The 12,877-nt window shown below is 72.3% G+C and carries 15 protein-coding genes and 1 tRNA gene; 14 read left to right on the top strand and 2 right to left on the bottom strand.

Annotated elements, in window-relative coordinates; genetic code table 11:
* Window positions 1–146: 146 nt before the first annotated feature.
* The 10 genes from ACPPVO_RS56540 (at window position 147) to ACPPVO_RS56495 (ending at window position 8,796) form a co-directional block, all read left to right on the top strand.
* Window positions 147–905, top strand: a complete 759-nt coding sequence (locus ACPPVO_RS56540; protein ID WP_426507978.1) for an LppU/SCO3897 family protein — start codon at window positions 147–149, stop codon at window positions 903–905.
* Window positions 906–1,015: 110 nt separating this feature from the next.
* A complete protein-coding gene (locus ACPPVO_RS56535) occupies window positions 1,016–1,339 on the top strand; it encodes a PadR family transcriptional regulator (protein WP_426507976.1) in 324 nt (107 codons plus the stop codon).
* Between the two features lie 82 nt (window positions 1,340–1,421).
* The gene (locus tag ACPPVO_RS56530) at window positions 1,422–2,318 is read left to right on the top strand and encodes an HAAS signaling domain-containing protein (RefSeq protein WP_426507974.1); all 897 of its coding nucleotides are present in this window, start codon (window positions 1,422–1,424) and stop codon (window positions 2,316–2,318) included.
* 10 nt (window positions 2,319–2,328) lie between these two features.
* Complete coding sequence (locus ACPPVO_RS56525) at window positions 2,329–3,024, top strand: uracil-DNA glycosylase (RefSeq protein WP_426507972.1); 696 nt, start codon at window positions 2,329–2,331, stop codon at window positions 3,022–3,024.
* Window positions 3,025–3,039: 15 nt separating this feature from the next.
* Window positions 3,040–3,780 (top strand): DUF4129 domain-containing protein, encoded by a 741-nt coding sequence (locus ACPPVO_RS56520; protein WP_426507970.1) that lies wholly within the window; start codon window positions 3,040–3,042, stop codon window positions 3,778–3,780.
* A complete protein-coding gene (locus ACPPVO_RS56515) occupies window positions 3,770–4,432 on the top strand; it encodes a hypothetical protein (RefSeq protein WP_426507969.1) in 663 nt (220 codons plus the stop codon). Before ACPPVO_RS56520 ends, ACPPVO_RS56515 begins: the two co-directional genes overlap by 11 nt.
* Entirely contained in the window at window positions 4,429–5,418 is a 990-nt protein-coding gene (locus ACPPVO_RS56510) for an AAA family ATPase (protein WP_360374439.1), read from the top strand. The genes ACPPVO_RS56515 and ACPPVO_RS56510 overlap by 4 nt, the downstream gene beginning before the upstream one ends.
* A complete protein-coding gene (locus tag ACPPVO_RS56505) occupies window positions 5,411–6,739 on the top strand; it encodes a DUF58 domain-containing protein (protein WP_426507967.1) in 1,329 nt (442 codons plus the stop codon). Before ACPPVO_RS56510 ends, ACPPVO_RS56505 begins: the two co-directional genes overlap by 8 nt.
* The gene (locus ACPPVO_RS56500) at window positions 6,739–7,314 is read left to right on the top strand and encodes a hypothetical protein (RefSeq protein WP_426507966.1); all 576 of its coding nucleotides are present in this window, start codon (window positions 6,739–6,741) and stop codon (window positions 7,312–7,314) included. The genes ACPPVO_RS56505 and ACPPVO_RS56500 overlap by 1 nt, the downstream gene beginning before the upstream one ends.
* A gap of 114 nt (window positions 7,315–7,428) precedes the next feature.
* Entirely contained in the window at window positions 7,429–8,796 is a 1,368-nt protein-coding gene (locus ACPPVO_RS56495; protein ID WP_426507964.1) for an NAD(P)/FAD-dependent oxidoreductase, read from the top strand.
* On the opposite strand, the gene ACPPVO_RS56490 is transcribed toward ACPPVO_RS56495, so the two are convergent.
* Window positions 8,793–9,155, bottom strand: coding sequence for a hypothetical protein (locus ACPPVO_RS56490; RefSeq protein ID WP_426507962.1), 363 nt, complete (start codon window positions 9,153–9,155; stop codon window positions 8,793–8,795). The genes ACPPVO_RS56495 and ACPPVO_RS56490 overlap by 4 nt on opposite strands.
* Before the next feature lie 287 nt (window positions 9,156–9,442).
* On the opposite strand from ACPPVO_RS56490, the gene ACPPVO_RS56485 reads away from it, so the two are divergent.
* From ACPPVO_RS56485 to ACPPVO_RS56470, 4 genes are all read left to right on the top strand, one after another.
* Window positions 9,443–10,036, top strand: coding sequence for a hypothetical protein (locus tag ACPPVO_RS56485; protein ID WP_426507961.1), 594 nt, complete (start codon window positions 9,443–9,445; stop codon window positions 10,034–10,036).
* A 13-nt stretch (window positions 10,037–10,049) separates the two neighbouring features.
* Window positions 10,050–10,130: transfer RNA gene (locus tag ACPPVO_RS56480), tRNA-Leu, on the top strand.
* A gap of 271 nt (window positions 10,131–10,401) precedes the next feature.
* Entirely contained in the window at window positions 10,402–11,181 is a 780-nt protein-coding gene (locus ACPPVO_RS56475) for a Bax inhibitor-1/YccA family protein (protein ID WP_426507959.1), read from the top strand.
* Window positions 11,181–11,498 carry a hypothetical protein gene (locus ACPPVO_RS56470; protein WP_426507957.1) on the top strand — a complete coding sequence of 106 codons (318 nt, stop codon included), beginning with the start codon at window positions 11,181–11,183 and terminating at the stop codon, window positions 11,496–11,498. Before ACPPVO_RS56475 ends, ACPPVO_RS56470 begins: the two co-directional genes overlap by 1 nt.
* Window positions 11,499–11,510: 12 nt before the next feature.
* On the opposite strand, the gene ACPPVO_RS56465 is transcribed toward ACPPVO_RS56470, so the two are convergent.
* Window positions 11,511–12,875, bottom strand: a complete 1,365-nt coding sequence (locus ACPPVO_RS56465) for a cystathionine beta-synthase (RefSeq protein WP_426507955.1) — start codon at window positions 12,873–12,875, stop codon at window positions 11,511–11,513.
* Between the last annotated feature and the right edge of the window lie 2 nt (window positions 12,876–12,877).

Raw genomic sequence — 12,877 nt, 5'->3', positions numbered from 1 at the left:
GTAATACGAGCACGCTCGGTAGTGCGCGCATTGGTGCTCAAACGCTATCGTGAGCCGTCTCCAGTGGGTCAGAGGCCGGTTTTCCAAGCTCAACCGTCTTTTTGCCCGTTAGGGTGATCTTTGCGGCATACCCCGGAAGGAAACGCATGTCTGATCAGTACCCGCCGCCCGGCAGCTACCCGCCACCCGGTGGCGGGGGTTACGGCGGTGACCAGCAGCCGCCGTACGGGCAGTCGTCCGGCGCACCCTACGGCCAGCAGCCGCCCGGCGGCCCCTATGGCCAGCAGCCCCCGGCCGGCTCGCCTTACGGTCAGCAGCCGTCGTCCGGCTCGCCTTACGGTCAGCAGCCGTCGTCCGGCTCGCCCTACGGCCAGCCCTCGTCCGGCGCTCCGTACGACCAGTCGTACGGCCAGCCCCCGGCGTCCGGCTCCCCGTACGACCAGCAGCCGGCCTACGGTGCCCCGGCCGCGCCCGGTGGCGCCCCCTACGGCGCCCCGCCGCCCCCGAAGAAGAGCAGCGCCGGCAAGATCATTCTGATCATCCTCGGTGTGGTCCTGGTGCTCGCGCTCGTCTGCTGCGGCGGCATCTTCCTCTTCGCCCGCAGCACCTGGAACGACATCGTCGACAGTGTGAACTCCGACGCGTCGAACGCCAAGGTGGGCGACTGCCTCGCCGGCGACTCGATCAGCGACAACACGTCGAAGAACGTCAGCGTGAAGATCGTCAAGTGCGACGACTCGACCGCGAAGTACAAGGTCGTGGGCATCAAGAACGGCGTGTCCCAGACCGAGGCGCTGAAGGACGAGGCCACCGTCTGCGACGCGTTCTCCGACGCGAAGTACGTGCTTTGGCAGGGTACCGACGTGAGCAGTGGCGACGCCCTCTGCCTCGACGACTCCAAGTAACGCACGACCGCAGTCCTCGCGAGGCGGTCCGCTCCGGGCGGGCCGCCTTTTGCGTGTCCGCGGTGCTGCGTTCTTGATACTACTGTGCATTGCGTACTACTCTGCTTGCCGTGGACACCACCCAGCTGCTCAAGGGGGTGCTCGACCTGGCCGTTCTCGCCGTGCTGCGGGACGAGGACGGCTACGGGTACGACATCCTGCGCCGGCTCCGCGCGGCCGGCCTCGACGACGTCGGTGATGCCTCCGTCTACGGCACCCTTCGCCGCCTCTTCCAGGCCGGCACGCTCACCACCTACGTGGTGCCGAGCGAGTCCGGGCCGCACCGCAAGTACTACGCACTCAACGCCGCCGGCCGCGCCCAGCTCGCCCAGTCCGGCAAGGTCTGGCACGGCTTCGCACAGACCATGGAACGGCTCATCGGGGAGAGAGCATGAGCGGTACGGAGCGAAGCGGAGTGGCCGCTCATCAGGAAGCACAGCTCCCATGCCGACACCGGAGCGAAGCGGAGGGGGCGGCATGAACGCGCCCAGTGGCAGCAGCCTGGAGATCGACTACTACCTGGAGCGGGTCGCGGCCGCGCTCGCCGACCTGCCCCCGGAGGTGCGCGACGACCTCATGGAGGACCTGCCCGCGCACTTCGCCGAGGTCCTCGAGGAGCAGGGCGGCTCGCTCGTCGACCGGCTCGGCCCGCCCGCGGCCTACGCCGCCGAGCTGCGCGCCGCGGCCGGGGTCGAGTCCGGTAGCCCGACGGTCCGGGCCGGCATCGACCTGGACCAGCTGCGGTCCCGGCTGCGTACGCTCGACGAGCGGTCCGGCCGGATCATCGGCTACGAGCGCACCAGCGACTTCCTGCGCCTGCTCCGCCCGGCCTGGTGGGTCGCGCGCGGCGTCGCCGTCGTGGTGCTGGTCTTCGCGCTGGACATCCTCCCGGCCGACCGACTCGACGACCCGATCGGCCTGGTGCTCATGGCCGCGGCCGCGGTCGTCTCGGTGCGCATCGGGGCCACCGGCCGCCCGCGCATGCACCGCCTCGTCGCCGTCGGGGTCAACGCCGTCGCGATCATCGGCCTGCTGGTCGTCGCGGCGAACCTGGACCGGTTCGGGATGAACCACACGTACACCCCGGAGTCCTACAACCCGTACGGCGGCGTCGTGGACGTCTACCCCGTCGACGAGCAGGGGCGCCCGCTGCAGCACGTCACGCTGTACGACCAGGACGGCAACCCGATCTCGCTGGGCGACGCCTGGCGCTGCCACGACGGCCAGGGCCCGGAGCCGGGGTCCGCGCCCGCCTACCCGCTGTGCCCGATCGGCCGCGCCGCCCCGTCGCCGAGCTCGTCCCCGTCGCCGAGCGCCGCCCCGTCGGGGTCCGCGAGCGCGAGCCCGTCGGCGAGCCCCTCGCCGTCCCGCTAACCTTCGGCTGGTGGTAGACGCGCTGGACGAGCTCGACCGGGAGATCTCCGACTGCCGCCGCTGCCCGCGGCTTGTCGCGTGGCGGGAGGAGGTCGCCGTCACCAAGCGGGCGGCGTTCCGCGACGAGGAGTACTGGGGGCGCCCGGTGCCCGGCTTCGGCCCGCACCGGGCGCCCATCGCCATCCTCGGGCTCGCCCCGGCCGCCCACGGGGGCAACCGCACCGGCCGGATGTTCACCGGCGACCGCTCCGGCGACGTGCTCTTCGCGGCGATGCACCGCGCGGGCCTGGCCAACCAGCCCACCAGCACGTCGCGTGACGACGGGCTCACGCTGACCGGCACCCGGATCTTCTCCGCCGTGCGCTGCGCCCCGCCGGACAACAAGCCGACCCCGCAGGAGCGCGACACCTGCGCCCCGTTCCTGCACCGCGAGCTGCGCGAGATCGCGCCTGACCTGCGCGTGGTCATCGCGCTGGGCGCGTTCGCGTGGGCCGCCTTCTGGCCGGCTCTACGAGCCGTCTACGGTGTAGCACCGGCACGGAAGGTACCGTTCGGCCACGGCGCCCTGTGGCAGGCCGAACGCGCCCCCGCGTTGCTCGGTTGTTACCACGTGAGCCAGCAGAACACCTTTACCGGTCGGCTCACGCCAGGAATGCTTGACAAGGTTCTCGCCCGGGCGAAGCAGCTCGCCGGGGCACCAACATAAGACCGACGGGATGCCATGGACCGCACCTTCAGCCGCTGGTTGCCGGTGCTGGGCGTCATCGCCGTCCTGCTCATCGGGGGCCTGGCCGCGTCCATGTCCTCGCCCGAGATCACCAACGTGCCGGTGCCGACGCCCGCGGTGGACGCGCCGACGCCCAGCGCGCTCGCCCCGCAGCAGGAGGAGCCGCCGGCGCCCGGGGCCGACGGCAACCGCGACGACCAGTTCGAGATCCCGGACTGGCTCCTCACGGGCGCGATGCTGCTGTGCGGGCTGCTCGTCCTCGTGCTCGTCGGCAGCCTGCTGTACTACCTGATGAGCAACCGCGCCGCCCGGCCCAAGCCGCGGGTCTTCGTCGAGCCCGAGGCGCCGCGCCCGATGGCCCAGGCCGCCGCCGACGAGGTCATGGCCGCCGTCGAGGCCGGGCTGGTCGAGCTCAGCGACACCGACACCGACCCGCGCCGGGCCGTCATCGCCTGCTGGGTGCGCCTGGAGCGCGCCGCCGCGGCCGCCGGCACCCCGCGCCTGGTCGGCGACAGCCCGACCGAGCTCGTCACCCGCCTGCTGTCCGCCCATCAGGTGAGCCGCCCGACGCTGGAGGGTTTTGCCGAGGTGTACCGCGAGGCCCGCTACGCCACCCACCCCGTCGGCGAGCGCAACCGCCAGGACGCGATCACCGCCCTGCGCCAGATCCGCGCCGAGCTGTCCGGGATCGGCGCGAGCCCGTCCGCGGCGGGGGGTGCCACCGGTGCCCCGTGAGGAGATGGTCGGCCTCGACGAGCTGTTCGACGGCGGCCCCGCGGTCCCGCGCCGCGAGCAGCCGCCGCGGCCGGGCCGGCGGCCGTCGCGCCCGTTCGACTGGCGCTGGTGGGTGCGCCGGCTCTTCGTCGCGTTCGCGCTGACCACGGTCGGCTTCGGGATCCTGTACTTCGTCGGTTACGAGGTGTCGTACCCCCTCGTCCTGCTCACCATCGTGGCCATCCAGGTGATGCGCGAGATGCTGCAGCAGGTGCACGCCGACGACCTGCCCGCCACCGTCACCGGCACCGGCCTCGAGCCGGTCGCCCGGCCCGACGAGAACGCCCGCCCCGACCGGCCCCCGGGCCGCCGCGAACTGCGCGACTCGATCCCGACCGGCGACGGCATCCTGGTGGCCGTGGCCAAGTGGGACGACCGCTTCGTGTGGGGCGAACGCGACCCGAACCGCTTCGCGGCGGTCGTCGTGCCCCGCTTCACCGACCTGGTCGACGCCCGGCTGCGCCAGCGTCACGGCATCACCCTGGCCGGCAATCCGGAACAGGCGCGCCGGCTCGTCGGCGAGGACCTCTGGAAGCTGCTGCACTACACGCCGTCCCGCGTGCCCAGCCCGCAGGACATAGCATCGATCGTCGCAAAGGTGGAGGCGCTATGAAGACGCTCGCACCGGCCGAGGTGGGCCGGATCGCCAAGGTGGTCCTGGACCAGGTCGGCACGGTGGTCGTCGGCAAGCGCGACTCGCTGGAGCTGGTCCTCGCCGGGATCCTCGCCGGCGGCCACGTGCTGCTCGAAGACCTGCCGGGCCTGGGCAAGACGCTTACCGCGCGCTCGTTCGCCCAGGCGCTCGGCATCGGCTTCCGCCGCCTGCAGTTCACCCCCGACCTGCTGCCCGCCGACGTGACCGGCTCGTTCCTCTACGACCAGCGCAACCACGAGTTCTCGTTCCGCGCCGGCCCGGTCTTCACCAACCTGCTGCTCGCCGACGAGATCAACCGCACGCCGCCGAAGACGCAGTCGGCGCTGCTGGAGGCGATGCAGGAGCGGCAGGTCTCGGTCGAGGGCGCGACCTACCGCCTCGACGCGCCGTTCCACGTGCTCGCCACGGCCAACCCGATCGAGTACGAGGGCACCTACCCGCTGCCCGAGGCCCAGCTCGACCGGTTCCTGCTGCGGGTGTCGTTCGGCTACCCGGAGGCCGACGAGGAGTGGGACGTGCTGCGGCGGCGGATGTCGCGGCGCAAGGAGGAGGCCGTCCTCGAGCCGGTAGTCGACTCCGAGACGCTGCTGGCCATGCAGAACGCGCTCGAGGACGTCATGCTGGAGGACTCGATCGGGCGGTACATCGTCGCTCTGACCGCCGCCACCCGCGTCCACCCGCACGTGCTCGTCGGCGCCTCCCCCCGTGGCTCCCTGGCCCTACTGCTGCTCTCGCGCGCCTCCGCGGCGCTGAGCGGGCGCGACTACGTGGTGCCCGAGGACGTCAAGGCGGTGGCCATCCCGGCCCTGGCCCACCGCATCTCGCTGCGGCCGGAGATGTGGCTCAAGCGCATCGACCCGCGCTCCGTGGTCACCGAGGTCCTGGCCCAGACGCCGGCCCCGGCGAGCGGGGCGCTGCCGACCTACGGCGGAAGGCGTGGCTGACCAGGGGGTACCCCGGTCGCACGCGCGGGCGTTCGAGCCGACCCGTGCCCTCGGCCGGGCCGTGCTCGTCGCCGGCGTGCTCGTGCTCATCGCCGTGCTCACCGGCCGCTTCGACCTCGTGGTCATCGCCGTGCCGTTCGCCATCGGCACCGCGGTGTCGCTGGTGCGCCGGCCGCGCCGGGGGCCCACCGTCGAGGCCATCGCGGCCGAGCCGTTCCTGGTCGAGGGGGCCGACCTCGGCGTCACGATCAACATCGGCAACCCCAACCCGGCCGGCTTCGACCTGGTCGTGGTCCGCTCGGTCGTGCCCCGCTGGGTCCGCCTCAGGCACACCGACCGCCCGTATGCGGTGAACGTCGACGGCGGCACCATCTCCGGCGTCGAGCTGGAGGGCCGCATCCTGCGCTGGGGCCGCCACCCGCTCGGCCCGGTGACCGCGCACGCCATCGCCTCCGACGGCCTGCTCGTCGGCCGCGCGGTGCAGACCCCGCCGCTGCCGCTGAAGGCGTACCCGGCGACCGAGCACTTCGACGCGGCCGAGGCGATGCCCCGCGCGGCCGGGCACGTCGGCGGCCACCGCTCCCGGCGCACCGGCGAGGGCGGCGAGCTCGCGGGCGTGCGCCGCTTCGGCCCCGGCGACCGCCTGCGCCGCATCGACTGGCGGGTGTCGCTGCGCACCCGCGAGATCCACGTCGTGAGCACCCTCTCCGACCGCGACGCCGAGGTCGTCGTGCTGCTCGACGCGCTGCACGAGGCCGGGCGCTCCGGCGGCATCGACGGGCGGGCCTCGGTGCTCGACATCACCGTGCGCGCCGCGGCCGGCATCGCCGAGCACTACCTGCACCGGGGCGACCGGGTGGCGCTGCTGCAGTACGGCGGCACCGTCCGCCACCTGCGCGCGGCCAGCGGCCGGCGGCACTACATGACCGCGCTGGAGTTCCTGCTCGACGTCGCCGCCGGCGAGGAGGCCGACGAGCCGCCGCCGTCGTCGTTCGGGCCGCACATGATCCAGGGCAACGCGCTGGTGATGGTGCTCACCCCGCTGCTCGACGTGCGCAGCGCGGCGATGCTGGCCAACCTGGCCCGCGCCGGGCGGTTCGTGGTCGCCGTGGACACCCTGGCCGACCCGGTACTGCGGGTGCGCGCGACGGGCCGCTGGGGCGACGTGGCGTGGCGCATGTGGCGCCTGGAGCGCGAGGCGATCATCGGCCAGCTGCGCGAGCACGGCGTGCCGGTCGTCGCCTGGGGCGGGGCGGGCAGCCTCGACGAGGTCCTCCAGGGCGTGGCCCGGGTGGCGGTCGGGCGGACGGTGACGACGTAATGCTGGACGAGCTGGCGGGCTACTTCTCCGAGCGCATCGGCCGGGTGCGCGACAAGGCCGAGCGGGCCGCGGCCGCGCCGCTGCTGGTCCGCGGCGCCGTCACGGTCTTCGCCGCCCTGAGCCTGGTGCTGGCCTTCCCGCCCGAGGTCATGCGCAACTTCGCGGCGATCGTGCTGGCCGGCATCGTGGCGCTGCTGCCGGCGGTGTTCCCGCGCTCGCGCCTGGTCGGGCTCGCGGTCTTCGCGTGCGCCTTCGGGTGGGTGCTGGGGACGCTGGTGTACGGCGAGAGCGTCTCCGTGCCCCGGCTCATCGGGCTGTCGACGGCGCTGTACCTCATGCACTCCCTGGCCGCCCTGGCCGCGGTGCTGCCCTACGACGCCATCGTCTCGCCGGGCGTGCTCAGCGGCTGGCTGCTGCGGGCCGGCGCCATCGTGGCCGTGAGCGCGGTCGTCAGCGTGGCGATGCTGCTGCTGGTCAAGGTCACGCTCGGCCCTGTGTTCCTCGTCGCATCCCTCGTGGGGGTGCTCGCGGCCGGCGCGCTGGCCTACCTCGTGGCCCGGCGCGCCTCGAACTGACCTGCGACGATGGCCGGGTGCACGCTGTGGCCGCCGTTACACCGCTCGTAACGGTCGTTACATTGTCCGGCTCCAGGCCGAAGCCGGCCCCCTCCCGTGCCTAGCGTTGAGGACGTGGCTGCCAAGCGAATCCTGATCGTCGGTGCCGGGCACGTCGGGCTCTACGCCGCCCTGCGCCTGTCCAAGAAGCTCAACCTGCACGAGGCTGAGGTCACCGTGGTCGACCCCCAGCCCCACATGACGTACCAGCCGTTCCTGCCGGAGTCGGCGGCCGGCAACATCTCGCCCCGGCACAGCGTCGTCCCGCTGCGCCGCGAGCTCAAGCGCTGTCACGTGCTCTCCGGCACGGTGACGAGCATCGAGCACGCGCGGAAGGTGGCGATCGTCCAGCCGATCATCGGCCCGGCGCGCGAGGTGCCCTACGACCACATCGTCGTCGCGCCCGGCTCGGTGTCGCGCACCCTGCCGATCCCCGGCCTGCGCGAGCAGGCGGTCGGCTTCAAGACCATCGGCGAGGCCGTGTACCTGCGCAACAGCGTGCTGGACCGGCTCGACGTCGCCGCGACCACCGACGACGAGGCCACCCGGCGGCGCGCGCTCGCGTTCGTCTTCGTCGGCGGCGGCTACGCGGGCGTCGAGGCGCTGGCCGAGATGGAGGACATGGTCCGCGGCGCGCTGCGGTACTACCCCGAGATCCCGCGCGACGACGTCCGCTTCGTGCTCGTGGAGGCGGCCAACCGCATCCTGCCCGAGGTCGGCGCGGAGATGGGGGCCTACACCGCGGTACAGCTGACGCGGCGTGGCATCGACATCCGCCTCGGCACGCGGCTCGAGTCGTGCGTCGACGGCCTCGTGAAGCTCTCCGACGGCGACGCCTTCGAGGCCGACACGATCGTGTGGACCGCGGGCGTCAAGCCGCACCCGATGCTCGAGGACACCGACCTGCCGCGCAGCCCGCGCGGGGCGATCACCTGCAAGCCGACGCTGCAGGTCGTGGACGCCGACGGCAACGTGGTCGAGGGCGCGTGGAGCGCCGGCGACTGCGCCGCGGTGCCGGACCTCACCGCCGAGGACCCGAACGCCCTGTGCTCGCCCAGCGCCCAGCACGCCGTGCGGCAGGCCTCCCGCCTCGCCGACAACATCGCGGCCGTGGTGCGGGGCCGCGCGCCCGTCGACTACCGGCACAAGCACGTGGGCTCGGTGGCCGGGCTCGGGCTCTACAAGGGGGCCGCGCGGGTGTACGGCATCAAGGTCCGGGGCGTTCCGGCGTGGTTCATGCACCGGACGTACCACCTCAGCCGCATCCCCACCCTGAACCGCAAGATCCGGGTGCTGGTCGACTGGACCCTGCAGCTCGTCCTGCGCCGCGAGGTCGTCGCGCTGGGCTCGCTGCACGAGCCGCGCGAGGCGTTCACCGAGGTGGCGGTGCCGATCCCGCTCCCGGTCCGGTCGTCCGCCGCGCCCGAGCAGAAGGCCGCTTAGCTCCGGGCTCGCCAGACCCAGACGTCTTCGACGCGTTCGCCCGGGCCCAGCAGGGCGTCGAGGGTGCTCCTGAGCGCCCCGGCGCCCGGCTGGCCGTCGGCGAGCACGAAGCAGGAGGCGTGCCAGTAGGCGATGTCCCGGCGCAGGTCGATGCGGTCCTGGTCGGACAGCGCCGGCGGGCTGTCGTTGGCCACCGCGCGGTGCAGCAGCTGCGAGGTCGGCCGCGGGAACACGCCCACGGCCGAGCGGCCGCCGTCGCCGTACGGCCCGATGAACCAGCCCTGCGGTGTGGCGAAGGCCACGTCGGTCGCCGCGGCCCAGCGCATCGCCTGCGGATCGTGCCAGTCCGGCAGCGGCACCGGGACGATCGTGCCGTCGCGACGGCCGCGGCCACCGCCAGCCCGGTGCCCAGGGACGGCAGCAGGCGGCGCAGCGCCGGCCGGGTGGTCGCGGCGAAGACGAGACAGAACAGCCCGAGGGCCAGCGCGGCCAGCAGCAGTACCTCCTCGCCGAGGAAGAACTGCGCCGCGACGAGCCCGCCCAGCAGCAGCCCGGTCCGCACGGCGCGGCCGCGGCCGGGGCCGCGCGCCAGCTCGAACACGCACCACGCGATCGGCGGCACCAGCCACGCGGCCGTCATGTGCAGGTGCCCGTTGGACTGGCTCACCATGCCCGGCGCGAAGCCGCAGAAGGCGCCGCCGATGAGCGCGGCCAGGCGGTGCCGGCCGGCGGTGCGGGCGAAGAGGAGGTACCACCCGGCGCCATTGGCCGCGAGGTTGCCCGCGGTCGCCACCGCGAACGTGACCGGCGCGCCGGACGCGAGGGTCAGCGGGGCGAGGAGCACGCCGAGCCCCACGAGCGAGGCGTTGCCGAGGACGTTGATGCCGTCGGGGGCGTTCAGCGCTCCGGTCACGAGCTGGAAGTCGCCGCGATAGGCCCGGGTGGCATACGCGAGGAACCACTCGTCGAGCGCCTGGTCATTGGCGTTCAGACCGAGCGCGCGGCCCGCCGGATCCGCCAAGAGTCCCTTGGTGACGAGGGCCGCGGCGAGCATCATGAAGAGACAAGCGACGGCATCGCTAATCCATGGACGACGAATGCGCAATGGCTGCGCGGCCGGTGTTGCATGGTCAACCGGAGCAGTGCCCGCCTCGTCGGTCTGTGGGGCGATGGTCACCCGGTCGACAGTAACGGCCAACCCGTTGTCGGTGTTGGCAGTTCATCGGACGGGCTACCGTGAGATCGCGTTCATCGCCCGGGTGGTGGAACGGCAGACACGGCCGCCTTAAAAGCGGCTGCCGCGAGGCGTGCGGGTTCGAACCCCGCCCCGGGCACAGCTGTATTTCGCGTTTCCTTCGGTCGCTCCCCATTGGGGGAGCTCCGCTCCACCCAAACCCCCTCCCACACGTTGGTCGCCGTTTTCGGTAATGGGGCGGATTCGTTCCGTGTGCGGCCCTCACAAACCGCACCAAGTTACCGTTTTTTACGAATCGCCTAAAGCGCACTTCCGGCACCGTAACGCGGCACTGTACGGTGGGCGTTTCCCTCGCGCGCGTTCGCGGTATCCTGGGGGCACACGTGAATGAGAGCCCATGGAGGCCGATCGTGCAGAGTTCCAACCCGGTGCTCACCCGCCTTGGCGAGGCGGCGCGAGCTTCGCGTTATGAGACCGGGTCCGCACCCGGCTATCCGGGCGCGCCCGCGCGTGCCATGACCATGGACGACGTCGTCGTCCGCACCGTCGCCCTGCTCGCCGTGACCGGCGTGGTCGGCGCCGGGGCCTGGATCCTGCTTCCCCCGAGCAGCGGCCTGACCTACTTCGCGGCCTTCATGTCCAGCATCGCCGGGCTGGTCCTGGGCCTCGTCATCTCGTTCCGGCGGGTCACCAGCCCTGCCGTCATCGTCCCCTACGCCGTGCTCCAGGGCGTGGCGCTCGGCGTGTTCAGCCGCGCGTTCGAGAGCTGGTACTCCGGCATCGTCCTGCAGGCCATCGTGGCGACGTTCGGCATCTTCGCCGTCATGGCGGTGCTGTACAAGCTCAAGGTGCTGCGCGCGACGCCCCGCTTCACCAAGTTCGTCATCGGCGCCCTCATCGGCGTCATGGTGCTGGCCTTCGCCAACTGGCTGTTCTACCTGTTCGGCGTGAACCTGGGCCTGCGCGAGTACAGCATGAACGGCCAGGTCAGCTGGCTGCCGATCGTCTTCAGCCTGGTGATCATCGGCGTCGGGGCGCTGACCTTCATCCTGGACTTCGACGCGATCGAGCAGGGCACCCGCTACGGGCTGCCGGAGAAGTACGCCTGGTACTGCGCCTTCGGCATCCTCGTGGGCCTGATCTTCCTGTACTACGAGATCCTGCGCCTGCTGAGCTACCTGCGACGCTGATGACCGACGACGACCGGCTCGGCGCCGCGGTGCGCAAGCTGGTCGGCCAGGTCTCACACTGGACGCCGCCCCGATGGGCGGCGTCCGGTCTGTCTGGGGCCAGCCGGGCCGACCTGATGCACGACCTCGTCCAGTGGATGGCCGACCGCGGCGCGGAGGCCGAGGGCCGGCCGCCGATCCCCGTGCCCCGGCTGGAGAACGACCTGGCCCTGCCGGACCAGCTCCAGGTGGTGGCGGCCGACCTGCACCGCCACGCACCGGAGGCGGTCCAGCTGGCCGCCGCCGAACGGGTGGATGCCCTACGCGGGGCTTTTTGAGTTTCGCGCCGCTCAGGTCAGGTGGGTCAGCAGGTCCTGGCGGGTGATGACCCCGGCCGGCTTGCCGTCGATCAGTACGACGGCCGCGTCGGTCTTCTCCAGCATGGCCACCGCCTCGCTCACCGGCTGGCCGCCGCCGATCATCGGCAGGGGGTCGGACATGTGCCGCTCCACCATGTCGTGCAGGTGTGCCTGACCCGAGAAGAGCGCGTCGAGCAGGTCCCGCTCCGCGAGCGAGCCCGCGACCTCGCCGGTGACGACGGGCGGCTCGGCCTTGAGCACCGGCAGCTGCGAGACGCCGTACTCGCGCATGTAGTCGATCGCGTCGCGAACGGTCTCGTTGGGGTGGATGTGCACCATTCCGGGCACGCGGCCGTCCTTGCCGACCAGGACGTCGGCGACGGTCGGGGTCTGGTCGGCGGTACGCAGGAAGCCGTACCGGGCCATCCAGTCGTCGTTGAAGATCTTGGAGAGGTACCCGCGGCCGCCGTCGGGGAGCAGGACGACCACCACGTCGTCGGGGCCGGCCTCGCGCGCGACCTTCAGCGCGGCGGCCACGGCCATGCCGCACGAGCCGCCGACGAGCAGGCCCTCCTCGCGGGCCAGGCGGCGGGTGAGGTCGAACGAGTCCTTGTCCGACACCTCGACGATCTCGTCGCAGATGGTGCGGTCGTAGGTCGTGGGCCAGAAGTCCTCGCCGACCCCCTCGACCAGGTAGGGGCGGCCGGTGCCGCCCGAGTACACCGAGCCCTCGGGGTCCGCGCCGACGACGCGTACGCGACCCTCGGAGACCTCCTTGAGGTAGCGCCCGGCGCCCGAGATCGTGCCGCCGGTGCCGACGCCGGCCACGAAATGGGTGATGCGGCCCTCGGTCTGGTCCCAGAGCTCGGGGCCGGTGGTCTCGTAGTGCGAGCGGGGGTTGGCCGGGTTCGCGTACTGGTCGGGCTTCCAGGCGCCGGGAACCTCCCGGGCGAGGCGGTCGGAGACGTTGTAGTACGACCGCGGGTCCTCCGGCGCGACGGCGGTCGGGCAGACCACGACCTCGGCCCCGTAGGCGCGCATGACATTCTGCTTGTCCTCGCTCACCTTGTCGGGGCAGACGAAGATGCAGCGGTACCCCTTGAGCTGGGCGACCAGCGCGAGCCCGACGCCGGTGTTGCCGGACGTGGGCTCGACGATCGTGCCGCCCGGCCCGAGCAGCCCGGCCTTCTCGGCCTCCTCGACCATCCGCAGCGCGATGCGGTCCTTCACGCTGCCGCCCGGGTTGAGGTACTCGACCTTGGCCAGGACGGTGGCGGAGATGCCGGCGGTGAGGTTGCGGAGCCGGACCAGGGGCGTGTTGCCCACCAATTCGACGACGTTGTCGTAGTAGCGCACGC

Source organism: Dactylosporangium sp. McL0621 (assembly GCF_049995355.1).
Taxonomy (GTDB): Bacteria; Actinomycetota; Actinomycetes; order Mycobacteriales; family Micromonosporaceae; genus Dactylosporangium.
The sequence above is the reverse complement of the archived record's forward strand: the minus strand, read 5'-3'. Positions and strand labels throughout refer to the sequence as shown.